Origin of the sequence: Enterococcus sp. DIV0876 (assembly GCF_050529585.1) — a bacterium.
Lineage (GTDB): Bacteria > Bacillota > Bacilli > Lactobacillales > Enterococcaceae > Enterococcus_D.
In genome coordinates this window covers 1,118,316-1,142,584 of the sequence record NZ_CP172882.1, presented here as the reverse complement: position 1 = coordinate 1,142,584, position 24,269 = coordinate 1,118,316, and the positions used below count along the sequence as shown (strand labels likewise).

General features: G+C 39.2%; 23 protein-coding genes. 6 read left to right on the top strand and 17 right to left on the bottom strand.

The genetic code is table 11. The features are described from left to right. Positions 1-4: 4 nt before the first annotated feature. The 4 genes from IGI41_RS05275 (at position 5) to IGI41_RS05260 (ending at position 3,613) form a co-directional block, all read left to right on the top strand. A complete protein-coding gene (locus tag IGI41_RS05275; RefSeq protein WP_430611937.1) occupies positions 5-1,492 on the top strand; it encodes a phytoene desaturase family protein in 1,488 nt (495 codons plus the stop codon). After that, positions 1,482-2,405, top strand: coding sequence for a phytoene/squalene synthase family protein (locus IGI41_RS05270; protein ID WP_430611935.1), 924 nt, complete (start codon positions 1,482-1,484; stop codon positions 2,403-2,405). Before IGI41_RS05275 ends, IGI41_RS05270 begins: the two co-directional genes overlap by 11 nt. Beyond that, a complete protein-coding gene (locus IGI41_RS05265) occupies positions 2,405-2,956 on the top strand; it encodes a TetR/AcrR family transcriptional regulator (RefSeq protein WP_430611933.1) in 552 nt (183 codons plus the stop codon). The genes IGI41_RS05270 and IGI41_RS05265 overlap by 1 nt, the downstream gene beginning before the upstream one ends. Before the next feature lie 81 nt (positions 2,957-3,037). Continuing rightward, positions 3,038-3,613, top strand: coding sequence for a TMEM175 family protein (locus IGI41_RS05260; protein WP_430611931.1), 576 nt, complete (start codon positions 3,038-3,040; stop codon positions 3,611-3,613). A 52-nt stretch (positions 3,614-3,665) separates the two neighbouring features. Here the strand turns inward: IGI41_RS05260 and IGI41_RS05255 are convergent, their stop codons facing one another. The 17 genes from IGI41_RS05255 to IGI41_RS05175 all read right to left on the bottom strand — a co-directional run bounded on the left by IGI41_RS05255 (position 3,666) and on the right by IGI41_RS05175 (position 20,617). After that, the gene (locus IGI41_RS05255) at positions 3,666-4,667 is read right to left on the bottom strand and encodes a sugar kinase (protein WP_430611929.1); all 1,002 of its coding nucleotides are present in this window, start codon (positions 4,665-4,667) and stop codon (positions 3,666-3,668) included. A 2-nt stretch (positions 4,668-4,669) separates the two neighbouring features. After that, the gene (gene dagF / locus IGI41_RS05250; RefSeq protein WP_430611927.1) at positions 4,670-5,431 is read right to left on the bottom strand and encodes a 2-dehydro-3-deoxy-phosphogluconate aldolase; all 762 of its coding nucleotides are present in this window, start codon (positions 5,429-5,431) and stop codon (positions 4,670-4,672) included. Continuing rightward, positions 5,428-6,534: a DgaE family pyridoxal phosphate-dependent ammonia lyase gene (locus IGI41_RS05245; protein ID WP_430611925.1), complete on the bottom strand. Its 1,107-nt coding sequence runs from the start codon at positions 6,532-6,534 to the stop codon at positions 5,428-5,430. The genes dagF and IGI41_RS05245 overlap by 4 nt, the downstream gene beginning before the upstream one ends. Continuing rightward, positions 6,518-7,630: an amidohydrolase/deacetylase family metallohydrolase gene (locus IGI41_RS05240; RefSeq protein ID WP_430611923.1), complete on the bottom strand. Its 1,113-nt coding sequence runs from the start codon at positions 7,628-7,630 to the stop codon at positions 6,518-6,520. The genes IGI41_RS05245 and IGI41_RS05240 overlap by 17 nt, the downstream gene beginning before the upstream one ends. Positions 7,631-7,636: 6 nt before the next feature. Further along, positions 7,637-8,728, bottom strand: a complete 1,092-nt coding sequence (locus IGI41_RS05235) for a DUF871 domain-containing protein (RefSeq protein WP_430611921.1) — start codon at positions 8,726-8,728, stop codon at positions 7,637-7,639. Continuing rightward, positions 8,725-8,982 carry a hypothetical protein gene (locus IGI41_RS05230; protein ID WP_430611919.1) on the bottom strand — a complete coding sequence of 86 codons (258 nt, stop codon included), beginning with the start codon at positions 8,980-8,982 and terminating at the stop codon, positions 8,725-8,727. The genes IGI41_RS05235 and IGI41_RS05230 overlap by 4 nt, the downstream gene beginning before the upstream one ends. A 34-nt stretch (positions 8,983-9,016) precedes the next feature. Further along, positions 9,017-10,318, bottom strand: coding sequence for a PTS sugar transporter subunit IIC (locus IGI41_RS05225; protein WP_430611917.1), 1,302 nt, complete (start codon positions 10,316-10,318; stop codon positions 9,017-9,019). A gap of 271 nt (positions 10,319-10,589) precedes the next feature. Beyond that, entirely contained in the window at positions 10,590-11,075 is a 486-nt protein-coding gene (locus tag IGI41_RS05220) for a hypothetical protein (RefSeq protein ID WP_430611915.1), read from the bottom strand. A gap of 17 nt (positions 11,076-11,092) precedes the next feature. Beyond that, on the bottom strand, positions 11,093-12,241 hold the full coding sequence (dgoD, locus tag IGI41_RS05215) for a galactonate dehydratase (RefSeq protein WP_430611913.1): 1,149 nt from the start codon (positions 12,239-12,241) through the stop codon (positions 11,093-11,095). A gap of 39 nt (positions 12,242-12,280) precedes the next feature. Further along, on the bottom strand, positions 12,281-13,642 hold the full coding sequence (locus IGI41_RS05210) for a PTS galactitol transporter subunit IIC (protein WP_430611911.1): 1,362 nt from the start codon (positions 13,640-13,642) through the stop codon (positions 12,281-12,283). Positions 13,643-13,661: 19 nt separating this feature from the next. Continuing rightward, complete coding sequence (locus tag IGI41_RS05205) at positions 13,662-13,946, bottom strand: PTS sugar transporter subunit IIB (RefSeq protein WP_430611909.1); 285 nt, start codon at positions 13,944-13,946, stop codon at positions 13,662-13,664. 18 nt (positions 13,947-13,964) lie between these two features. After that, on the bottom strand, positions 13,965-14,423 hold the full coding sequence (locus IGI41_RS05200; RefSeq protein ID WP_430611907.1) for a PTS sugar transporter subunit IIA: 459 nt from the start codon (positions 14,421-14,423) through the stop codon (positions 13,965-13,967). A gap of 12 nt (positions 14,424-14,435) precedes the next feature. Then, positions 14,436-15,053: a bifunctional 4-hydroxy-2-oxoglutarate aldolase/2-dehydro-3-deoxy-phosphogluconate aldolase gene (locus IGI41_RS05195; protein ID WP_430611905.1), complete on the bottom strand. Its 618-nt coding sequence runs from the start codon at positions 15,051-15,053 to the stop codon at positions 14,436-14,438. An 11-nt stretch (positions 15,054-15,064) separates the two neighbouring features. Then, positions 15,065-17,113: a BglG family transcription antiterminator gene (locus tag IGI41_RS05190; protein WP_430611903.1), complete on the bottom strand. Its 2,049-nt coding sequence runs from the start codon at positions 17,111-17,113 to the stop codon at positions 15,065-15,067. Between the two features lie 516 nt (positions 17,114-17,629). Further along, a complete protein-coding gene (locus IGI41_RS05185; protein WP_430612730.1) occupies positions 17,630-18,112 on the bottom strand; it encodes a GNAT family N-acetyltransferase in 483 nt (160 codons plus the stop codon). Positions 18,113-18,488: 376 nt separating this feature from the next. After that, a complete protein-coding gene (locus IGI41_RS05180) occupies positions 18,489-19,358 on the bottom strand; it encodes a cation diffusion facilitator family transporter (RefSeq protein ID WP_430611901.1) in 870 nt (289 codons plus the stop codon). A gap of 233 nt (positions 19,359-19,591) precedes the next feature. Continuing rightward, on the bottom strand, positions 19,592-20,617 hold the full coding sequence (locus IGI41_RS05175; RefSeq protein WP_430611899.1) for an NAD(P)/FAD-dependent oxidoreductase: 1,026 nt from the start codon (positions 20,615-20,617) through the stop codon (positions 19,592-19,594). A 225-nt stretch (positions 20,618-20,842) separates the two neighbouring features. Between IGI41_RS05175 and IGI41_RS05170 the strand changes: the two genes are divergently transcribed. Together IGI41_RS05170 and mprF are read left to right on the top strand one after the other, a co-directional pair. Next, entirely contained in the window at positions 20,843-21,568 is a 726-nt protein-coding gene (locus tag IGI41_RS05170; protein WP_430611897.1) for an alpha/beta fold hydrolase, read from the top strand. A gap of 1 nt (position 21,569) precedes the next feature. Then, positions 21,570-24,110 (top strand): bifunctional lysylphosphatidylglycerol flippase/synthetase MprF, encoded by a 2,541-nt coding sequence (gene mprF / locus IGI41_RS05165; protein ID WP_430611895.1) that lies wholly within the window; start codon positions 21,570-21,572, stop codon positions 24,108-24,110. Positions 24,111-24,269: the final 159 nt, after the last annotated feature.

The following is a 24,269-nucleotide window of genomic DNA, read 5'->3' as shown; positions in this document are numbered from 1 at the left end:
TCCAATGAAAAAGATCATTGTTGTCGGTGCAGGTGTCGCCAGTTTATCTGCCGCTGTCCGTTTGCAAAAATTAGGTTATCAAGTCACCCTCTATGAAAAAGAAAGTCAACCTGGAGGCAAAATGAATCAAATCAAAGCGCAAGGTTTTACTTTTGATGTTGGTCCTACCATCGTGATGATGCCCGAAATCTATCGTGAAGTGTTTACGTTTGCTGGGGTAGATCCTGATGACTATATTCCGATGGAAAAAGTTGATCCCATGTTAGACTTGCACTTTTCTGAACAAGAATCACTCACTTTCTCTAATGATTTAGTAGAATTGACAAAATCATTAGAAGCAATTTCAGAAGAAGATGCCCAAGGTTATTTTGCTTTCTTGGCAGATATCTATAAACGCTATGTCATTGCCAAAGAGATGTTTATCACCAAATCTTTTCGGACATGGCGCGATTTTTACAATCCCAAATCTCTATGGGCTGGTTTAAAACTAAAAACTTTTAGCGATGCCTACTCATCGATTTCAAAGTTCGTCAAAGATGATCGTTTGCGCAAGTCTCTAGCATTCCAAACCTTATATATTGGCGTCTCCCCCTACCAGGGACCTTCATTGTACACGATCATTCCAATGATCGAATTGATGTATGGTGTCTACTTTATCAAGGGTGGGATGTATTCTTTGGCAGAAGGATTGGCACGTTTATTTGAAGAATTAGGTGGTACGATCCATTACAATAGTCCGGTCGAAGAATTGGTTATCCAAAATAACCGTGCGCAAGGGATTCGTCTGCAGGATACATTCATTGAAGCTGATGCTGTCGTTTGCGGTGCTGATTTTCCATATGCGATGACCGCATTGATTCCTGATGAGAAGAAACGTGGGAAATATACAGATAAAAAAATCTCTTCAATGGATTATTCATGTTCTTGTTTCCTCTTGTATCTTGGATTGGACAAAACCTATGATCAAACAGCACTGCATAATATTTATTTCGCCGATGATTTCAAGAAAAATGTCGATGATCTCTTTGAAGCTGGTCAATTACCGCAAGATCCTTCCTTTTATATGTACCGGCCAAGTTTGATGGATCCTTCTTTAGCGCCTGAAGGCCAAGAAGGATTGTATATTTTGGTTCCAGTTCCTGAACTATCGAAATTCGATGATTGGTCTGAGACAGTCATTCAAGCGTATCGCCAGCAGATAATCAACTTGATCAAAACCAAGACCCCCTACCATGACATCGAAGCGCACATCGTCTTTGAAGAAATCTATACACCGGAAATGTTTAAAGGTCGGTTCAATGCCTTTAACGGTGCAACCTTTGGCCTGAAGCCCACACTTGCACAAAGCAATTATTACCGACCACATAATAAATTTGATTATGCGGAAGGATTATACTTTTGCGGTAGCAGTACCCATCCCGGCGCGGGTGTACCGATCGTCATGCAAAGTGCCAAACTAGCTGTAGAGGAGCTGTTAAAGGATGACCATTAAACCGATCATCGATTTTGATGCTTACAGTCAAGAATTTGCTTACTGCGAATCTATCATCAAAAAACACTCAAAAAATTTCCACACCGCATTTTCACAATTACCTAAAGATAAAGCCCGCGCTGTATATGCCGTCTATGCCTTTTGTCGTCGTGCGGATGATGCCGTGGATGAGTATCAAGATGCGCAATTATTGGCACAAATGTCAACAGAACTGCAAGCATTGAAAGATGCCGCATCTGACCAAGCGCGCTTGGCACTCTACCAAAAGAAAACTGACCCTGATCAAGCGATTTGGCGTGCGCTTGCTGTCACTTTCATCAAATTTGATTTAGATTATCAGCCTTTCTTTGACTTATTGACCGGTCAAGAACAAGATTTGTCATTTGAACAACCCGTCTCAGAATTAGATTTATCCAACTATAGCTATTATGTGGCAGGTAGTGTTGGCTTGATGTTGCTTCCTATTTTATCCAGTCATGCCAAAGAAATTCAAGAACCAGCAAAAAAATTGGGAGAAGCGATGCAACGAACCAATATCTTACGTGATATAGGCGAAGATCTTCGTATGCATCGAATCTATCTGCCAAAAGAAACATTGGCAAAATTCAATCTGACCGAAAAAGAGTTGTTTTTGGGAAATCAACTTGATTCTTTCATTGATATGTGGGAATATGAAGCGATGATTGCCGAATCTCTCTATGAAGCATCCTTCGAAATGATTCCTTTGATCGATCAAGATTGTCAGGAGTCTTTGTTATCTGCAGCCTTGATCTACAAAGAAATATTGGCGGTGATTCGTAAACAGCAGTATCAAGTCATTCATCAAAAGCAAGCTGTATCCAAACAACGCAAATTACAGTTATTGTTTACAGCAAAAAAAATGCTGCGCCAAATCGATCTGGAGGTCAATTGATGTACGAACAAATTTTAAAAGTCGCTGAATCATTATTTATGCAACAAGGATATCATGGTACATCTACAAGACAAATCGCTGATGCTTTAGGTATCAAGCAACCGAATATCTATTATCATTTCAAAGGCAAAGAAGCCATCTACTTTGAAGTCATGGTTAATTTATCTGACGAAGTTTCCGTCAATCTTTGGCGCATCGCAGAAGATCCAGATATGACATTGGCACAAAAACTCTATGAAATGTTTGCTTTCTTGAAAAGAAGACATCCGGTCAATTTTTATATGATGATGAATGATATTCAGCATTCTGTGTCTGAAGAAACTGCATTCAAACTCTATCAACTTTGGAAAGAAAACTATCAAAAACCGATTGTTTCATTGTTTCAATCCAGAGACACCAAGATTCGAAGTGGTGTCAGTCCGGAATTTGCTACAAGCCAATTATTCATATTATTGGCAGCACATTTGGATGTCAATCAAGGGCATGATCAAATGGATGCCGCAATTGATTTATTCTTGCACGGATTGATCAACGACCATTCAGACATTTGACTATATCGGGTAAAAAAACTAGACGTCTCAGGCAATTTGCGTTAAAATCTGCCCATACATATAATGAGAGGAAATCCTGCTATGTCTAAAAACCGTGTTGAAGCCTTTACTGATGCTGTCATTGCGATCGTAATGACATTGTTGGTGCTAGAACTACATCAACCCGATGGCGATACATTTACCGCCTTTCTTGGTGTAGAGCATCAATTTATTATTTATTTGATTAGTTTCATTATGTTAGCCATCTATTGGAACAACCACCACCATTTGTTTCAGATCGTACAAAAAATCAATGGCTGGACCCTGTGGGCAAATCATTTATTGATCTTATCTTTAACTTTATTTCCATTTGTCACTTCTTGGGTCAGCGACTATCCAACTTCACTGGCACCACAAATGCTCTATGGCGCAGTGATATTGTTGACCGATTTCAGCTATTTTTTGTTGGGCCGCGCTTTAATAAACGCAAATCCAAATAATAGTAGCATGCAACAATTATTCCGTGGCTACCGCAAGTTATACTTCACTTTGTTCATTAACTGCTTGGCCTTGCTTCTTGGTTGGTTGATCGAACCTCTTTTGATCATAATCATGGATAGTCTCGTGCTGATCCTTTGGGTGGTGCCGGAGAAAAAAGTTGAATCTTATATCGAATAAAAAAAATACAGCGAAGCACTGTTTCAACTAACAGTATGCTTCGCTGTATTTTTTATCGAATCAAATCAGTTCCCGGCGCTTGCATGACTTGCTCTACTTGCTCTATCGTCGTCAAGCAGACATCCCCTAGCATCGTATGGGCTAAGACAGCATTGGTGATGGCAAAATCCGCACTTTTTTTGATCGACCAATCATTTGAATAACCATATAAGATACCCGCCGCATAGGCATCGCCGGCACCAATCCTATCAAGAACTTGCAACAATTGTGCCTTTGTTTCGTATGTCCCTTCTTGGGTGATGATTCTGCCACTGATGAATTGCTGATCAGCAACTGCCAATCTTTTTGTGCCGCAGAACCACTTGATATGATACTCTTTCATAAAAGATTGAATCAGCTGCTCATCTGTTTCGCCAGAAAAAGCTTTGCGATAATCTAGCAATTCAGCCAAATCTCTGGTCGAACCAAAGACTATATCACAGTATGGTAAAATTGTTTCATAACGCGCTTTTAACATTGCGCGATTTTTAGCATCATTCAAACTGGGACGGAAATTAAAATCGAAGCAGACCTCGACTTCCTGTTGCTTTGCGGCTTTGGCTACTGCCAAAGCTGTTTGCCAAGTAGCTTCCGTTAGACTCAATGAAATACCGCAAATATGCACCAAATCGATTTGTGCCAAATACGTATCAATCTCGTACGTCTCTGGACCGGAAACCCCGAAAGAACTATTGTGGCGATTTTGATACGTCACATACGTTGGTCTAGCACCATAACCCACTTCAGCAAAATAGCTCCCGATATGATTATGGCGTTTACCGACGAATGTTGTTTGAATACCATATGTTTGCAAGTTGGCTTTTGCTGTGTCGCCTAATCGATTGTCTGGAACTTGAGTCAACATTTTGGTTTCTAGACCAAAGTGCGCCAAATTCCCTAGTAAATTGACCCCGGTCCCGGTAAAATCCATGCGCAATGAATGGGTTTGTTCCAAAGTCCGATACTCTGGAGGGGTCAAACGCATCATTACTTCACCATAGGCACCGATTCGCATGTTTACCCCTCCATTTGTCCATCTGCTGCTAAAATATTTTTGGTCATTGCCAATAATGTTTGAACATCTTCTGGTCTTGTGTCCCCAGTTTCTGCGTCAATGATCGAACTATAAATATGTGGAATTATTTTTTTTACACCAGCATCTACTGCAATTTTTAAAATTTCTTCATAGTTGTCTAGATCGATACCACCGGTGGGTTCTAAATAGAAATCATAAGATGCACATGCTTTTGCCACTGCTTCGAATTCTTCTTTATGCGCTAACCCTTTCATTGGGAAATATTTCACTGAACTTGCGCCCATGTCTTTGAGTAAAGCAATTGCCGTTTCAATTGGTACGTCTGCAGCTGGTTGTTGACTGCTTAACGGTCCAGTTGCAATATTGACATAACCAACTCTGCCTGTTGGAGAAACTAAAGCATTGATGATTGTCTCTGATTGTCCTAACAATGCTCTTGAAGCAGCTGCACCAGTAAAGACTTGGTTTACATGTTGCGGTTGCAACTTAGCTGAGATACGGGTCACCATGGTACTTTGATTTGGATCACCCGCACCTAGGCCCACAGAAAGTGCATTGTTTGTCGCTGCTTGGTAGCGTTTCATATCTTCAATAGCAGCTTCATCTGATGGATAGTTTTTTGATAGCACACCTAAAACAACGTGACCTTCTGCTGCTTCATAGCAATCTTGTGCATTTTCAACTGAATTTGCCAAGACATTCAAGCAAACCCGTTCATTTAAATAATTGGGTGTTTTGTTCATTTTTTTGCTTCTCCTATCATGATTTGTTGCAATCGCTCAATGATTGCCTGCATTTCTTCAGTATTGACCGCCCGAATATCAAATTCAATAATCCCATTATTGGCTTGGTACTCTCTCGTATAGATCGCCGGATCATAGGCCTTTAAGGCTTTGATCACTTCGATTGCCGAACCGTTATTTACCTTGACGCTGCCGCGATAAATATCTCGACCCGCACCATCTTGTACAATCGATGCTTGCAATCCCGAAATTTGATTGATGGAATTGATGAAGGGAGAGAGCCTTTGCTTCATTGATGCCCCTGACTCAGTACCTTCTATTAAGTAAGCGGCGACCGCTTCAGTAAATCCAAGCATATTGTCTTTACCAATTTTCATCGAACGGCCGATTCCTTTTGACTGCAGCCGTACCCATTCGATATATCGCGCTTTTCCGATCACTAAGCCCGCACTTGGCCCTGAAAGTGCTTTGGCGCCAGAATAAATCACCAAATCAGCACCGGCTTCGATATACGCAAACAAATCTTCTTCTGCAGCGGCATCTACGATCAATGGCAAATGATGCGCCTGGGCTACTTCAGCTGCTTGTGCAACAGTCAGCATACTTTTTTGAACAGTATGATGACTCTTGATATATAAAATAGCGGCTGTGTTCGGCGTAATCATCTGTTCTATATGATCGGCCGTACACATATTTGCATAACCGGCTTCCACTACTTCGCCACCACCTTGCGCTACCATCAGTTCCACAGGTGTTCCGTAGTCAACATTATGTCCTTTGGGTATGATGATTTCACGATTGGTGATTTTTGGGCTATAAGGGTGATACAGGTGATAGCTATTGCCTTTACCTATTACCGCAGCTACAGATTGGGCAATGCCTGCTGAAGCAGAAGACACGATCTGCGCATCTTCTACTTTCAATAAGCTTGCTAAGTAGGCCCCTGTTTTAACAGCTAAATCCGCCATCTCGAAGAAATGTTCTCCACCATATCGTTGTGCCTCCAATACCCCTTGACTCACTTTTGAAACACCTAGTATCGTCATTTTACCTGAGGCATTGATCACCTTTTTTAAGCCTAGATCGTCAATATTCAGTCTCAAAAATCTCGCCTCCAATCACAGCTTTCGTTGGAATGATCTGAATCGATGTTGTTCTAGTATTGCCATTTGAATCAGTTAGGACTTTGTCAGCTTCTTTGAAAGAAAAAACCGTCAAATCTGCGTCATACCCCACAGCAATTTTGCCTTTTTTATTTAGCTTAAATTGTAATGCCGGAGCAACCGTCACTTTGTCAATGATCTCTTTCCAATCATACCCTACGACAGCTAGTTTTTCCATTGTTGTCGCTAAGTCGTAAACTGGCCCATTGGTACGATTGCGAATATAAATATCTGTGCTGATCGATGCGGCTTTGATATTTTCGCTTAGGGCTCTTTCAGCTACATCAAAATTAAAACTGTCTGTGCCGTGACCAATATCAAAAGCAATACCTTTTTCATAAGCATCAAAGACAAATGATTTGATTGATTGCGTACCTCTGTCTAAAATACCATTTTCCTTTCCGTTGAAGCAATGAGTCAAGACATCTCCTCTTTCCATGTGATTCAAAATTGCGTCAAGTGTGGGCGGTGCAGAACCGATATGGACCATCAAAGGCAAACCTTGATTGGCTTTCTGGATTTCCTTCGCAAGCTCCAGCGGTGTAATACCATTATCACCTATAACTGTTTTACTCATTCTGGCTTTCAGACCAACGATAAAGTTAGGAAACTTTTCTACGATATCAGATACAAGATTCGCTTTGATTTTCGATAAATCAGCAAGTTCGTCTTGTTCAACGATGCCCCATTTTGAGATATTCACTAATGCAAAGACATTTGTCTTGGCTTCTTGTGCCAAATCGTAGAAACGATGGATATTTTCTGCTCCAGTGGTTCCCGCATCAATGACAGTAGTCACACCCTGTTTATAGCCCACTTCATCTGGATAATCATAGTATAGTGTCATTTCTTCGAAGCAATGGACATGGTCATCGATCCAACCAGCTGAAATAAATTCGTTTTCTTGCAAGCGATATTCATGAACAGCAGAAGCGTTGATTACCGGTGCTACTTGCAGGATTTTGCCATCTTTGATGCCAATATCCATTTTTTGGTGATCAATCGTCTTTCCTTGACGAATAATCAAATCAAACATCTATTTTCATCCCTTTCTTTCAGTAAACCTAAATTTAGACCATGGATGAATAAAATCTAATAACAATCGATCTGTCTCAGCAATTTGTCCCACTTTATTCTTTCGGTCATCCGTATGGGGTTCTAAGACAACTTGCAGCTCGTTTTTGTATTTGCCAAAACCATCGTTCCCAATGACTACATCTCCTCTTTGGAATGTTTCTAGATGATCATGGGCAGGATTGGCTTCATTTTTGTATTTTTTACGTACTTCAGTAGAACGGATCATTCGAGAAGTAATATCGCCACGGCGATAGTGTTGTTCGGATAAGACGATTTTCCGCTCAACATCAGAAGCAGCTGCTTCAAAATCAATGGTAAATGTTGTCTGATAGCGATCGACATTGCCCATTGCTGCCAACTCATCTTCGGTTGCATAGGCATTTCCAATAATCACATCATCGATGACACCCGTAGCAAATAAGTGTTTGGCGGCTGCGTCAACTGGCAGATGACGATGCATTTCTAATGTGGGCAATCCGTCATTGATATCCCACGGACCAATCTGACCGCTAGCAGTCACAAACGCGGCAGTACGAATACCATTTTCTTTAAAACGACGACTGCATTGTAAAAAGAAATCATACGGTAATCCCGTACCTTCTTGCGGGTAGAAATTATGACAGCCGTATAAAAAAGGGACGTTGGCTTGATAAGTCAAAATATTATCTAAATAAGCGACATCGTTACTCATATTCAACTCAATGGCTAACCCAAATGGATTGTAAGTCAACATAGCTTCTTTATTGCCATCAAACCCAAGATCTAGACGAATGCCGTCTGCCCCAAGTTCATGAAAGAAGGTCAAGTCGTCATAGGAGATTTGAAGTTCTTCAAAAATACTTGGCGCAACATCTAAAATCGTTTCATACCCTAAGGATTTCCCATATTCGATCAATCCTTTAAATTTTTCCTGCACTTTTTCTTTGCCTTCAGTTACTTCTAACATACTCATAAAAATACGGCTAAAGCCATAGCGTTGTGCTAACGCTAAGTAGGCCTTGTCCTCGTCAAGATCGCTATGGTCTGGATAGACGGAAATACCTAGTTGTCGTTTCAAAATTTATTCAACCTCAATTCTTCATAGAAAGTCATAAATCGTGTAAACAAGAGCGAACTGCAAACTATCGTTGTCGTGCAGATCAAAAATGATGCAAAAGGAAACCCTCGACTCAAGAAAATCGCTGCCGCAATCAAGCCAATAACCAGCAAAATGATTTTCCAAAATGAAAGATGTTGTATTTTTTTGGCAAATGATGATTTGGCTGACCATATTTGGCAACCAAAAAATAATACCATGGCATAGATGACCATATATGCACCTCTTTCTTCTATCAAAGTTTCGTCTTTATGCTTCAGTCGTTTCTTCAGCTAATTCCCGTTCAATTTGTTGTTTTTCAAAAACTTTAAAGAATGGATAATAAATAGCTAATGTAATCAAGAAATTCACAATGACTAAGACACCTGCTGCAATACTCCAGTTGGTACTCATCCACGCAGCTATCGGGGCGGGAATCGCAAACCCTAAACGAGCCGCCATCATTGGTACAATACCAGTTGTGGTTGCAAAGTAAGAAATCGTTGTCGTAATCAGTGGTGCGACTAGAAATGGAATCCCCAAAATAGGGTTCATCACGATTGGCGCCCCAAAAATCACGGGTTCATTGATATTGAACAAACCTGGCAGTAAGGATAGTCGACCCAACTGTTTCAAATATTTTGATTTTGAGAATACAAATAATACCACCAATGCAAGGGTTGTCCCCGCACCACCGATCCAAACAAACCATTGCAGGAATTGTTCAGTAAAAATGTTTGGCAAGTCATGGGCATTTCCGGATAATTGGAAAGCATCCATATTTTCCGCAATTGAAATATCCCAAAATGGACGAATCACTGGTCCCATGATAGCTGGACCATGGATTCCTAATACCCAGAAGAAACAAATCAAGAACACTGTCAATAAACCACCGAACAAACTATTGCCGGCTAAAATATCTTTCAACGGCATCAACATGTTGCTTAAAAATGCATTGATATCAAAACCAATAATATGTCGGATCACCCAAAACAAGACCAAAATGGCACCGCCAGGAATCAACGCCATAAATGAGTTTGTTACCTCAGGCGGTACACCATCTGGCATTTTGATCGTAATATTTTTGACAATAAAGAAGCGGTATATTTCTACTGAGAGAATCGCTGTCACGATCGCACCAAATAAAGAACCCGAGCCTAGATTCGCAACATTGATATATCTGCCCGAATCAATGATCCCTTCAACTGAATCAAAGATACGAATTGGCGGGGCAGCGGTTACAAGAAATGACATAGTTGCCAAAATCCCTGCTGTTAAGGAATCTAATTGATAACTTTTTGCCAATGATGAAGCAATACCAAACGTAGCATATAGTGCCAATAATCCAACAGTATAACGAAATGGAATATCCAGTACTTCACGATAAGGTTCAATCAATGCTGCGACTGATTCAATTGGAAAATTCAACAGTATCGTGAAGAATGAACCAACGATCGTCAATGGCAAAGTAGCAATGATTCCTTTCCTAATCGCCACCATATGCCGTTGCATCCCTACTTTATTCGCAACTGGCATCAATTTTTCTTCAATAAATGCAACAAACCCGTTCATATAACTCCTCCTAATTATAACATTATAATGTTTACACAAGAAATGATAGCATAGGAAACACTGTAAGTAAATGATGAAAATAAAAAATGTTGTATGATAACTGTGACACTCAGATAACATTTCTCATAAGATTTTGATTGAAAATGGCTAAAAAACTATATTTGACGTTCCAACCATTATTCCAACGAAATCATAATGACTTGTGTATCTTGATTTCATATGTGAAAATACAAAAAAACCGATTGATGCAGTTTTGCATCAACCGGTTTTTCTAGTTTATGTCAATGGCTTTCTTTTTTTCTTTAGAGATTTCACCATTAATTATTTTTTCTGAAAATCCTAAATCATTAAAGTATGTTTCAAGAACATCAGGTGAGGCCTCAAAAAACAATGAGAAATAATTGTTTTTTCTTTTGTAAAAGGTGACAAATGATTGTCCCTTTGCTGCGGCTTCAATTTGGATTGTTACAAACTGTCGATACTCTCCATTTAACACACCAAATTTTACCAAATGATCGTTGGCCAAACCATCTTTTAAAAACCCGATTGCGCAGATCAAGACAGCAAAAGCAAACAATTTGATTTGATCAGCTACTTGTTCTGGCCAGAAAATACCTAAAACCATGATTGCAAGTGTTAGAGCAAGAATTTGCTTGATTCGACTTCTCTTTGCTGCCAATGTGATTCGATATTGCTCTCTTATCTGCATAAACATCAACAAAATGAGAAAGACCATCACAATGATTGCTTCTGCCATTTGAATTTACCTCCTCACTACCATTCTGCGATGGTACCATCGTAGTTCTTCCACTGTGGATTTGTCCATACCAATCCTTCTTGAGCAATTTCCTTAATACGGTCTTCATCCATTTCAAGACCCAAACCTGGTTTATTTGGCAAATCAACATAGCCATCTTTGTACGAAAATACTTCTTTGTTTTTAATAAAATCTAATAAATCGAATCCCTTATTATAGTGAATACCCAAACTTTGTTCTTGAATAAATACGTTTGGTGTACATGAATCAACTTGAAGCGTAGCTGCTAATGCAATTGGCCCATACGGTGCATGAGGGGCAACAGCGATATCGTATGCTTCAGCCATTGCAGCTATTTTACGTGTCTCAAGAATACCTCCGCATAATGCCACATCTGGTTGGATAATATCAATTGCGCCTTCTTGTATTATCGACTTGAATTGCCATCTAGTATATAGTCTTTCTCCAGTTGCCAAAGGGACAGCAACTGAGTGAGCGACTTCTTTAAAATGTTCCTCATTCTCTGGCAGCACTACCTCTTCAAGAAACATTGGATGATAAGGCTCTAAAGCTTTTGCTAATACTTTGGCCATTGGTTTATGCACCCTACCATGAAAGTCAACGCCTATATCTAATTTATAGCCAAATTTTTCACGTATTGAGGCCACCCGTTCGACTACTTCTTCTACTTTTTCATAGGAATCTATATAGTGCAATTCTTCCGTTGCGTTCATTTTGACAGCAGTAAATCCACGATCAAAGCGGTCTTGTGCTTGTGCGACAACTTCATTCGGACGATCGCCGCCAATCCAAGAATAGACTTTGATACGATCTCTGGCTGCGCCACCTAACAGTTCATAGATAGGCACTTGCAATGCCTTTCCTTTGATATCCCATAAGGCCATCTCTAGTCCTGAAACGATTGTACCCTGAATGGGTCCACCTCGAAAAAATGAACGATGCATCACTTGAAATAAGCGTTCAATCTCAAACGGGTTTTGCCCCACGAGAAAGCGATTACCTATTTCATAAGCACCAGCTACTACTGTTTCAGTTTTTGTACCAGAGATCATCTCTCCCCAACCTTCAATGCCTTCATCCGTCGAAACTTTCACAAAAATCCAACGAGGTTTTACTTTATAAACTGTAATCTTAGATATTTTCAATTCTTATCCTCCTCTTTCTATTCCATGAAAGGGTATTGACTAATGCTGTTCTACTACCGATTCACGATTGATTTTCTTAATTCCTTCAAAGAAGTACCATACGCCACCAAAAGCAAGCAATAGAACTGGAATGCCAATCAATGGATTATAAGTAAAGGCTAGGAAAACAAGGTAGCTTTGAATCATTGATGTTGCCGCAAATGATGAAATCAACATTGAGCTAGAACCTAAATCAATGCCTACTTGTTTCGCAATCTCAGTTAAAATCGGAGATGTTGCAGAACCACACCACAATAATGAAGCGGTAACAACTAAACCAATAATAATATTTTTCAATAGATTCCCTCTTGTAAGTGCAACAACCATTGCTACACGAAAAGGTACCACTGCTAAATCTGCAAAAGGCAAGACCCGATTACCAGGTAATACAAGTGCCGTTGCAATCGTTAATGGGATAATAATCAATGCAGTTGTAATAACATCCGGATTACCAACAACGACTGCGGCATCTAAACCAATGAATAAACGACGACCTTTGAATTTCTTTTGTGACCATTTTTGCGCTGCATCAGAGATGGGCATTAATCCTTCCATAAAGAGTGAGGTCATTTTAGGAATCAAGACCAACACTGCAGACATACTGACACCCAGCTGAAGCACTGCTTTAATATCGTAACCAGCTAAGAAGCCGATAGCAATTCCGATGACTCCACCCATAATCATTGAATCTCCAAAAAAACCAAGATATTTTTGGGCGTCTTTAATTGTAAATGTAGAATTTCTAAATAAAGGGATACGATCTAATAACCAGTTCAAAGGCCATGCAATCACCAATGAAGAAAGCGCTGAGACAGTTGGTAAAGATACTCCAGGAATACCAAAGAAATCTTCAACAAGCGGCTGTGACCAATCTGACAATTTAAAAGTGACGACTGCCATCACAACTGAAGCACCGACACCTAATGCAACATTTTTAGTAACAAAATAGACCATTACACCTACGATAGCCATATGGTGATAATTCCAAATATCTACATCTAATGTTTGGGTACGTTTTAGAATCAACATGATAATATTTACGATCAAAATGGCAAAAATCAATAAAGCAATTATCGGAGAAGCCCATGTTACAGCGGCAATTGATCCCCACCCAACATCTAAAGCATCTAGTTGTACCCCGGTACGATCAACCATCGCCTTGGCCGCAGGTCCGACATTTGTTGTCATAAAATCCAAAATCAATTTGATTCCTGCAAACCCAATGCCCAATGTTAAACCAGATTTGAATGCACGAGATATTTTTAGTCCAAATATCATCCCGATAATTGTGATGATGACTGGCAACATCACTGTTGGTCCTGCATCAATAAAGAAGTTAAACACATTCATTACAATATTCATTGTATTCTCTCCTTATTTCTCAGTTTTTGTTTAAATGATTTAAAATTTCTTCCATTGTTTGATCAGCACCGATTCCAGTTAAAATTGGCATGCCTTTTACAACCGGTACATCTCCTGTCTGTCCTTCAAATTGTCCTGTAGTGACCAATAAATCGTAATCTTGTACTTTACTCGGTACTTCCATTAATTTTGTTTGCGTCGTTGAGACTTCAACACCATGTTCACTTAAATACTCTTTCACTTTTGATGCCACCACTGTTGATGTTGCAATTCCATTTCCACATGCAATTAAAATACGTTTCATTTTCTTTTCCTCCTATTTTTAGGCAATTGCCTTTTTTAATAAATTGAGTAATACGACATCTGATTCTGCGGCGATCATTTGTTTTCTTAAAGGTTCATCCTGAATAATCCGTACTATTTTTTGAAGCATTTCTACTTGACCATGAGGCTCTCCAATCGCCATCATGATGACAATCTGTATAGGCAGTAACGAAGCATTTTCTTCCATGTTATGGAAATTGATTGGTTTATCTAACGTAGCAATTGCTAAGGTCGTATGATGGACCAGTTCATAATTTGCATGAGGGATCGCTACACCAGGTTGGGTAGATGGGAGACCTGTTGGGTATTCCATCTCTCGCGCCTGAATTGCTTTGATATATGCTTGTTTTACAAACCCCTTTTGATAAAGCTGGTTTGCTAGGTAAGCCAATACTTCTTTATCTGAATTTGCTTTTATATTACGAAATACTAGTTCTTCATCTAATGTTACATCCATACTTTTTCCTCCTTAAGCCAAAGATACAATTGTTTGAAGTGAAGCCGCCAAACTGTCAATATCTCCAGCAAGTAAATCAGTTTGATTGAATAATTTCGAACCAAAACCTAAATAACTCGCACCTTTATTAAGAAAATCGCTTGCATTATTTGCATTGACACCACCGACAGCCATCAGTGGTAATTTTCCTAAAGGTGCTTGAACATCTGAGAAAAATTGTGATGTAACAACGGTTGCCGGAAACACTTTAACTATATCCGCTCCTTTAGCAAACATGTCATTGATTTCAGATGGCGTCATTGCTGCAGGAACAGCTAGAACCGCATGCTCATGTGCATATGTCAACATTTCTTGCGAAAATGTATGAGGTCCTAATAAAAATTTTGCTCCAGCTTCAACAGCTGCTTTAGCATCCGCTAAAGATCTGACGGTACCAGCGCCAATCAAAATATTTTCACCATAAATTTCGTTCAACTTACGAATATGTTGTAGTGCATGTTCAGTATTTAATGTCATCTCCACGGCGAAATCTTGCTCAAATCCTTTCATCGCTTGCAAAATTGCATTCGCCTGGTCATACGTATATCCTCGCATAATAATCGTAAAACGTGGATAATCTAATCTATCCATCTTCTTCCTCCTTAAGTGATCTGCCTTAAAAATTGGTAGATTGTTTTAGTATCCGGCGCATTTAATAGTGTATCCATTGATTGTTGATCACCACTAATAGACGCCAGTTGATTGACCGCTTTTAAGTGCTTTGTTAAGTCATAAAAAGACAAAGGAAATATAAAATGAACCGATTGTCCATTTGGAAAATCGATTGGTTTTCTAGAAACCAACAAACTGATACCATCTTTCATGACCCCATGTTCTACTGTAGTATGGGGAATACATGTGTTTGGTCCTAGGTATCCAGCATAACCATCTGTTTCAATTTGCTTCAAACAATCCACAATAAATGATTGGTCGATTATTTGATGTGTCAGTAAGGGTTGGCATGCCAGCTCAATTGCTTTTTGCCAAGGTATTGGATGATCGATGATTTTGATAAACTCTGGTTTCAAGTAATTCGTTAATGCAGGCAAAACTTTGGTATTTTCCAAAGGTGAGTCTTGTTTTTCTCTTAATAAAAAATATTCCAACTCTTCAATCAACATTTTCGAATCATGAACTTCAGCGTATTTGCGTATCACTTGCATCAACTCATCCACCGAACGATCGATTTCATTTAATCCCAAATCTTTAAGGACGCGATACCTTAAACTGATTTGTTCCTTATAAGACATAATCGGATCAATAATAAACTGAGGTAAGTCACTCTTCAACGCTGTTGTCGTAAACACCAAATCATAGTCTGAACTAAATCTATAAAAATCACGTACAGAAAACGAAGCCAAAAAATGAAGTTCAGGAAAAAGTTTTTTTAAATTTTCTTGCATAAGTTTAGATACCATCACGCCATTTGCGCAAACGACGACAGCGCGAGGTTTTTGTAAAACAGTATTACCAGGGCTACTCAATTGGAAACCAAAATAATATGAGAGTAACTCTAACTCATCCGCAGGAAAAGCTTGGCCTAACCAATTTTCTATCGGAACAATCAGTTCCTTCATCAAGCCATTTAAAATTGCATGATTACTATCCTGAACCAAACTGTCCAAAGTGTAGACACCTAAACTCAAATGATATTTGATTCGAAAACAAGCAGGACGTAAATGTCCAAGTATACGTCGTTGAAACATATCTCGGTCTTCAATCATAATCAATGTTTGATTTTCAAAGTTCGTGATCATGTCGTCTATCAATTGACGCAATGTTTGATCCGAATCAAACATTTGTGTTGTCTTACGTTCAAATATATTTGAAGTTAAAAATAATAAGGCAATCCAAGCTTGGGCGTTTATGTCGATAGGGGACCATGTCGTATCTTGTAATAAGACTTTTAAAAATTTATATTCGGGTGTAGTCGAAATATCATTTTGAACATGGCGATCATTACCAGGTAATTGTTGCATTGCTCTTTGCAAAGAAAATCTGACAGAAACTTGCAGATAATCGATTGATTCATCTGAATAACTCAAATGAAGCATTTGCTCCATATTGTGTATCAGATGGATCACGTCTTCTTCCGACACATCTGGTGCCAAACGATTCTTCATTTCTTGTTGTCTCAGAAATTGATATTGCTTCACCAAATCAGAAAGTAATTGCAATATTCTTCTTTCTAAACCTCGTAGTTGATACCCATCTTGACGATCATAGTGAATTGAAAGTGCATACTTGCTAACAAGCCATTCGGCTTTCTTCAAGTCCTCTTGTACTGTATTTCGGCTAACCATTAACACATCCACTAAATGATTCATCCCGATATAATCAATCCTTGTACATAAATAACAAATCATACATGCTATTCGTTCATTTTCAGAAAGCAACTGTTCTTTATATGTAAGACTATCCTCCCCGATACTTGTTGAAAAAAGTCTAAGCACCTCCAATGGAATCATAAAATCTCCTACGTGGTTTCTCATGATCACTGGAAACTGATTTTCAGAAAGTTCTTCGTTGAATTGTTGAATTGCGTAATTTATTTGTCTTTTCGTCAAGGAAAGTTCACTCGTCAGCTCAGCCATCTTTGCTTCTGGTTTTTTGATTAAATATGTGATTATCTTTCGGATCCGCTCGTTCATTTCTTCCCCTCCTGACATCTATATTATACTTGCTGCAAATGCGAGAAGCGCTTCCATTGAAAGCGTTTTTTGTCATAGATGTATTTCTCGATTGTCACAGTCCCTTTGATAATTATTCAATCCTGGCCATCCATCTATCATACGAAGAATTCGAACACCATGATTAATATATCTATCGATTTTCGACACATCACATTTCATTTTGCCACATTAAAAGACAACAATCAAAATGATCTCTTTTATCCAAACACTCAATGAAGACACCTCAATAATCTTTAGTTGCTCTTAAAATGTATCTCATATTTTCCAAAAAAATATCGACCCTAAAACTTTAAAAAGTTTCGAGTCGATATTTTTGCATTTTTATTTAAAAAGTATTGCCTTGTTCTTTGATGAATGTTGCTATTCATTGCCCTAATGTAAAATATGTTGCGCTTCTGATTTGAACAATTCATCGATTGCAATCGATATTCTTTGGTCTTCTTTGCTATCCACGCTTCTATCCCGATAGCACACTTAACACCGCTTCTCAAAAATATAATCATCCATCACAAATCCATCACCGATATCGGCTACCCGTTGCCCCACTTTTACAAAGCCTCGATGTTCGTATACAGCAATTGCTTGTTTGTTATATTTGTTGACATTCAAATGCAATGTCTTCCCTTGAGCCAAAGCCTCATACCAATCGAAAATGGCACTAGCATAGCCTTTTCCTCTGGTGGTCTTATCTAGGTACAATTTACTTAAGTAAACTTGCTTGTCTGTTTCTTCGTAAGCCGTATAGCCCACTGGCTGACCATCTGCTTCTAGAATCAGATATACCGCACCAGCTTGGATCTCTTTTTTGATCACTTCCAATGATTGATAATGAGCCAGCATATAATCGACTTGTGCTTTTCCGATGATTGGTTCGAACACCTCAGGCCAAATCGATTGAATCAAATCCATTAATGTTTGATAGTCATGGGCAGTTTGGACGATTTTTTTGTTCAACATAGTTGTATCCCTCACTTCGTATATTCTCCTCTAGTATACTTAATAAAAAGTCTTTCTAAAAGTGTCATTTTCCATTCATCTACTGCCGTATATTCAACCACGATAAAATAGACGCATAAAGTAACCACCAAGGATCTACATAACATACCTCTTAGCGGCCTATACTTTTGGAAGGGAGAAAATTATCGGACAAACGGTTTAGACAGTTTATTTATGACTATACTACACCACTTGGTATTGCGTGTTTGCTGCTATTATCGCGATCTGCCTTTTAAAAAACTTTTAAAAACCTCATACACCTGTATAGAATAACCCGCCATCCATCGGATTCAATCCTGATAGATGGCGGGTTAATCCTCTATAGCAAATAACTTTACTACGCAGGCTCAATATGCACATCCGTATCAAAGACTTGAAATTGTTCTGCCAACATGACTTCAATTTCATCTGCCACTTGATGGCTTTCTTCCACAGTCAAGGTTTTCTCCATCGCAATCACTACATCTACAAAAACGTTGGCGCCATACATTCGTCCCCGAATCGATTTAACAAATAAAACTTCTGGTAGGGTTGCGATTGCTTGCTCATACTGAAGTACCAACGTATCATCGAAACCGTCAGACAATGAAAAAGCACTTTCGCGAAAAATATCGACCGCTGTTTTCACAATCAAGAGCGCCACAACAATAGCCGTCAGGCTATCCAACCAACCTAGGCCAAACGAAGCGGCGAAAATCGCTATAGCAGTGCCGATACTCGTCCAGGCATCACTGCGATTGTCTTTCGCTGCAGCTAGAAGCGCCGAACTTTTGACTGCAGCAGCCAATGTTTTATTATAAAAGTAAACACCATACATCAAGAGTGCTGAAATGATCCCCACCATAGCTGCAATCATATCAGGACTTTCTGTTTCACCGGCGATAATCGTTTGAATCGATGAAATCAAGACTTGCACACCAACGGCCAGCATAATCAATGAAGTCACAAGACTAGCGACATTTTCAGCTTTCCAATGTCCATATTTATGTTCTTTATCTGCTGGCTTTTGTGCTACCCGCAAACCAATAAATACGGCTATGGAAGCAATGATATCGGTCGCATTATTCAAGCCATCTGCCCAAAGTGCTTCTGAGTTGGCAAATCGACCAATCAGCAGTTTGGCAACTGAGACAACGATATAAGCAACAATACTGATCGTGGCTCCTTTTTCAGCCTTTTTTAATTCATCATATCTTGCTTGATTCATCTAATCCCTCCAATAGTCAACTTGAAAATAATAACTGAAAATTTCATTCGTTGCATCAATTATTTGAGAGAATTAATGATTTAGGAATGGCAAACATTCACTTCTCGTGGATCGAATTTTTGAATACCCATAACCAAAAAAAAGTGATATGGCAAGACTGCCTTTGTTTTCCTGTATAAACAAAGGCAGTTGCTCTATCACTTTCACTTACTATTGATTGAGACTAAATCGATTTATTCATTGACCAGCAATTGATGGTTCATATCGCTGAATTTCTCATTATGGGAAGAGACCATCGCTTGCGGCACACTCGCTGGGTCAAGATATTGTTTGATTTGATTGATTGCTTGCGCTGCATCTTGAAATGCCCCGGCCAACAAATTGACTTTACCGGTAAAATAATGGATATCTCCTGCTGCAAAGACCCCTGGATGACTGGTCTTCGTTGGAATCTCACAGTTTAAATAAAAGTCCTCATGCTTCGCCAAATCAAATGACACGCGATCCAGCAACGCACTGTCACGATCGTATCCATGCTGGATCAAAAGATGATCGCATACATAAGCGATGGTTTCTTGAGTTAAGCTATTTTTTAATGTCAAAACCATATTATGGGTCTTGGCTTGATCCACACCGTCGATCGTATGGTTCATGATGACATGAACACCTGCGGTTTTTAATTTTTTGACTTGTGCTTCGTGGGCTTTCAAATGTTCACCTCGATAACATAACGTCACCTTCGCACCATAAGAAACGGCTTCGATTGCATAATCGACAGCTGCATCGCCACCACCTGAAATCACCAAATGCTTGCCATGGATTGCTTGCTGGTTGGGAAATTGATAATGAATATAATGATCGACAGTATGATGAATGAAACAAGGTAATTTTTGCGGCGACACCACACCGCCGCCAATACAGACCAAAACGGTACGACCGACATGGATTCGTCCTAAATTATCTTCTGCATAAAATAATGTATTTTCTTTGGTCAAAGCAACGATTTTGGTTTCCGTATACACTATTGGATTGAATAATTTTGCTTGCTCAATCAATTGTTCTTTGACTTTCTTTCCTTTGGTAGGCGGTAAGGCACCTACATCCCACACCATTTTTTCAGGATAAAAATTGATTTTGCCGCCTAACTCCGCTTGCGCTTCAAAGATTGTCACAGATAAGTCACGTAAGCCGGCATAAAAGCTGGCATATAAACCAGTTGGTCCACCGCCAATAATTAAGACATCCCTGATATCTGACATCGTTGTACCCCTTTCCAAATGAAAATCATTCTCAATTGATTTATTGAAATTATAGACAATTCCATTCATTTTGTAAAGAATTTTCTGAAAATACAAGTGAAAGACAGTGACTGATCTACCACCTTAAATAACGAATGAAACAAACAATTTTTTTCATAAAATCACTGACTTTCATTTGTGAATCTTACTTGTTTCAAGGTATACTCATATAAAGTAGGTGAAGAAATGGAAGTTGAAAAATGCTATGCTTCTTTGAAAGATGGCTCTATCCTTTATTATGAAAAAATCGGTAACGGAGATCCACTTTTTTTGTTACATGGCAACGGCGGCAGCAGTGCATATTTCGCACATCAGATCGATGCACTTAGCGCCCATCATCAATTGTATTTGATTGATAGTCGTGGTCATGGCAAGTCCACCAATACACAAAAGAAAATGGACTTTTCGATTATGGCCGATGACTTGATGGCTATTATCGAACAAGAACATCTCTCAAAGATTTCGCTATTGGGTTTTAGCGATGGGGCAAATTTAGCCATGGTATTTTGCCATCGCTATCCTGAACATGTACATTGTTTGATTTTGAATTCTGGCAATACCGATCCAAAAGGGGTCCGGTTGCTTTCTAGGATCGGTAGTTTGATTCAGTATGTAATCGTTTGGCTGTGTTCCCCATTTTCTCAGGGAATGAAAGGATTTTTACCAATTTTGGGCTTGCTTTTTCGTCCGATTGGTTTGACCACAGCTGATTTGAATCAAATAACAGTACCGACCTTGATTTTAGTCGGCAAGCGCGATTCAATCAAATTGTCTCATTCTTTTTATATTGCAAATAGTATCTCAAGTGCAAATTTCATGGTCGTTAAAGGTCAAGGTCATAGCTTTGCACGCAAAAATCCAAAAATATTTAATGCAAAAGTCTTATCTTTTCTTGAAAAAGTTGGAGGTTAATATGGTATTCGTACAATGGATCAAAAAGAAACAAAAATTGTTGAAAGGATTATTCTTGATTGCGGTTGGTGTGATTGTTCTCTCTGAGCTTCTATCTTTAAGTAAGACCATTTCTATCCAACAGCTGCAATCAATTTTTGCATCATTGTCGATTGGCCGCGTGTTATTGATGGCTATCATTGGTCTGCTTTGTGTGCTTCCGATGATTGGTTATGATGTTGCCCTCAATCGTATATTGGGCCAACAGTTGCCTAAACGCTATCTGATCGAAACCAGTTGGATGATCAATTCAATGAATAATTTAGCTGGCTTTGGTGGTCTGATCAGTATCGGCTTACGCTCCCAATTTTACGGCAAAGAGAAAAAAGGAACTGATATTGCAAAGGCACTTTCGAAAATTTTTATTTATTTGATGTTTGGGTTATCGATGCTCTCATTGATTGGCTTGCTTCTCCTGCTTTTTGGTCCAGTATCAACCTTTATCCAGCAATATTGGATCTGGTTATTAGGGGGCAGCCTATATTTCCCAATCGTTTATGTTCTTAGCCTATCAAAAAAGAATGCCTATTTAGGGAAAATGCGCCAACAAGATCGTCTCTTACTGATCGCCACCTCATTCTTTGAATGGGCCGGTGTCTTTATGGCATTTGCCTCAATTGGTTGGTTGATGGGGCTAACATTTGATGTCTGGCAATTATTGCCTTTGTTTATCGCTGCTTCGTTGATCGGGATCGTTTCAATGATTCCTGGCGCATTGGGTACCTTTGATATCATGATGATCCTGGGGATGACCACCTTTCAGATACCAAGAGAAACGGTCATCGTTTGGTTATTATTGTTTCGTTTATTCTATTATGTGATTCCCTTTTTGATTGGCGTGGGATTATTCACCAAAAATATTGGTGTTTCCTTCAATACCCGCTTTGCTGGATTGCCAAAAGAGTTGTGTTTAGAGATAGCCCATAAAATCGAAGTCATTCTTTTGTATCTTACTGGCACTATGCTGGTCTTGTCCGCGACGATTCCCGACGCTTTTGAACAGATCAAATGGCTCGCCCATCTCAATCCGATCCGATTGAATTTTATCTTGCAATATCCGAGCATCATTCTGGGATATCTCTTTATTATTGCTGGCAGAGGAATCTCATCCCGCGTGGTAAGAGCTTATCTGCCGACATTGTGTTTGATTGCAGCAACGATCATTTATGCCTTCATCGTCGGGTTCCGACTATCTACCATGCTATACCTGTTCTTTTTATTGGCAATCATCGTTCTGTCAAAAACAGAATTATTTCGTCGACAAATGGTTTATTCATGGGAATCAGCGACGATCGATGGTTTGTTGATGGGTGCTTTGACTATTTTATATGTCGTGATTGGCGTCTACAATATGCCCCACCTATCGGGACATGCGCACCATCACAAGATTGATTTCTTGTTGTTCCCTTCGGAAAAATTATGGTTCCATGGCTTCATTGCCATCATGATCGTCGTTCTCGCCATTATGCTTTTCGTCCGCTACCTTATGGGGAGTAAACATCAAATCGGTGTTACGCCACAAACAGAAACGATCGAACACGTATTAAAAACTTTTGGCGGCAATAGCGATAGTCATCTCGTCTTTTTGCAAGATAAACAAGTGTTTTATTATCCAAATGAAACAGAACCTGAAGTCTTTTTCCAATTTACTACGCTCAACAATAAATGTTTGGTGATGGGAGACCCTTCTGGCAACGTGGCGCGCTTTCCTGAAGCCATTCAAGCATTTATCCAAGAAATGGATCAATGGCACTATCTCCCTGTTTTTTATGAAACCAGCGAAGAGATCGTCTTGTTGCTGCATGAATTCGGTTATGACTTTATTAAATTCGGCGAAAAAGCCCTAGTTGATCTTTCGACTTTCACATTATCTGGCAAACGGATGAAAGGGCAGCGTGCCCTCAACAATAAAATCACCAAAGAAGGATTCACCTTTGACGTCCTGCAACCGCCATTTTCATCAGACACCTTTGCTTCTTTACAAACCGTCTCAGACAAGTGGTTAGATGGACGCAAAGAAAAAGGATTTTCTCTTGGTTTTTATTCAGAAGATTATTTAAACCAGGCACCTGTAGCTGTTGCCCGCAATCAGGAAGGAAGAATCGTAGCTTTTGCTTCTTTCATGCCCACGTATCAAGAAAAAATGGCCTCTATCGATTTGATGCGCTATGACCCTGACTTGGCTCCTAGCGGTACGATGGATTATTTATTTATTCAGCTCTTCGCGTATTTTAAAACAATAGGAAAAGATACCTTCGATCTAGGCATGGCCCCACTTGCGAATGTAGGTACTTTCCGTTCAAGTTTTATTCAAGAGCGTATCGCTTATCTGATCTATAATTTTGGCTCACACTTTTATTCCTTCGAGGGATTGAGGGAATATAAACAAAAATATGCAGCCATTTGGCAACCACGCTACACATTGTACTCCAGAGATAGTTGGATCGGTTATGTCATGATTGCCCTCTTGATCATCGACAACAAACCGATCAACCGGCCATAATTTTATTCTTATAGAACGAATACAACACATACGATCTTAGATCCCTAAGGTCGTTTTTTGTGGTCATAATGGTTTTTTCCTCAAAAGATGAGCACTTCGTTTGTAAAGCATAATTAAATTGTGTACAATTTAATTGTTAAAAACAAAAAATTTGGAGTG

What these genes read in the sequence shown, in the direction of transcription:
- IGI41_RS05275 (WP_430611937.1), top strand. Translation starts at nt 5, where the DNA reads ATGAAAAAGATCATTGTTGTCGGTGCAGGTGTCGCCAGTTTATCTGCC.
- IGI41_RS05270 (WP_430611935.1), top strand. Translation starts at nt 1,482, where the DNA reads ATGACCATTAAACCGATCATCGATTTTGATGCTTACAGTCAAGAATTT.
- IGI41_RS05265 (WP_430611933.1), top strand. Translation starts at nt 2,405, where the DNA reads ATGTACGAACAAATTTTAAAAGTCGCTGAATCATTATTTATGCAACAA.
- IGI41_RS05260 (WP_430611931.1), top strand. Translation starts at nt 3,038, where the DNA reads ATGTCTAAAAACCGTGTTGAAGCCTTTACTGATGCTGTCATTGCGATC.
- IGI41_RS05255 (WP_430611929.1), bottom strand. Translation starts at nt 4,667, where the DNA reads ATGCGAATCGGTGCCTATGGTGAAGTAATGATGCGTTTGACCCCTCCA.
- dagF (WP_430611927.1), bottom strand. Translation starts at nt 5,431, where the DNA reads ATGAACAAAACACCCAATTATTTAAATGAACGGGTTTGCTTGAATGTC.
- IGI41_RS05240 (WP_430611923.1), bottom strand. Translation starts at nt 7,630, where the DNA reads ATGTTTGATTTGATTATTCGTCAAGGAAAGACGATTGATCACCAAAAA.
- IGI41_RS05230 (WP_430611919.1), bottom strand. Translation starts at nt 8,982, where the DNA reads ATGGTCATCTATGCCATGGTATTATTTTTTGGTTGCCAAATATGGTCA.
- IGI41_RS05225 (WP_430611917.1), bottom strand. Translation starts at nt 10,318, where the DNA reads ATGAACGGGTTTGTTGCATTTATTGAAGAAAAATTGATGCCAGTTGCG.
- IGI41_RS05220 (WP_430611915.1), bottom strand. Translation starts at nt 11,075, where the DNA reads ATGGCAGAAGCAATCATTGTGATGGTCTTTCTCATTTTGTTGATGTTT.
- IGI41_RS05210 (WP_430611911.1), bottom strand. Translation starts at nt 13,642, where the DNA reads ATGAATATTGTAATGAATGTGTTTAACTTCTTTATTGATGCAGGACCA.
- IGI41_RS05205 (WP_430611909.1), bottom strand. Translation starts at nt 13,946, where the DNA reads ATGAAACGTATTTTAATTGCATGTGGAAATGGAATTGCAACATCAACA.
- IGI41_RS05200 (WP_430611907.1), bottom strand. Translation starts at nt 14,423, where the DNA reads ATGGATGTAACATTAGATGAAGAACTAGTATTTCGTAATATAAAAGCA.
- IGI41_RS05195 (WP_430611905.1), bottom strand. Translation starts at nt 15,053, where the DNA reads ATGGATAGATTAGATTATCCACGTTTTACGATTATTATGCGAGGATAT.
- IGI41_RS05190 (WP_430611903.1), bottom strand. Translation starts at nt 17,113, where the DNA reads ATGAACGAGCGGATCCGAAAGATAATCACATATTTAATCAAAAAACCA.
- IGI41_RS05185 (WP_430612730.1), bottom strand. Translation starts at nt 18,112, where the DNA reads ATGTTGAACAAAAAAATCGTCCAAACTGCCCATGACTATCAAACATTA.
- IGI41_RS05180 (WP_430611901.1), bottom strand. Translation starts at nt 19,358, where the DNA reads ATGAATCAAGCAAGATATGATGAATTAAAAAAGGCTGAAAAAGGAGCC.
- IGI41_RS05175 (WP_430611899.1), bottom strand. Translation starts at nt 20,617, where the DNA reads ATGTCAGATATCAGGGATGTCTTAATTATTGGCGGTGGACCAACTGGT.
- IGI41_RS05170 (WP_430611897.1), top strand. Translation starts at nt 20,843, where the DNA reads ATGGAAGTTGAAAAATGCTATGCTTCTTTGAAAGATGGCTCTATCCTT.
- mprF (WP_430611895.1), top strand. Translation starts at nt 21,570, where the DNA reads ATGGTATTCGTACAATGGATCAAAAAGAAACAAAAATTGTTGAAAGGA.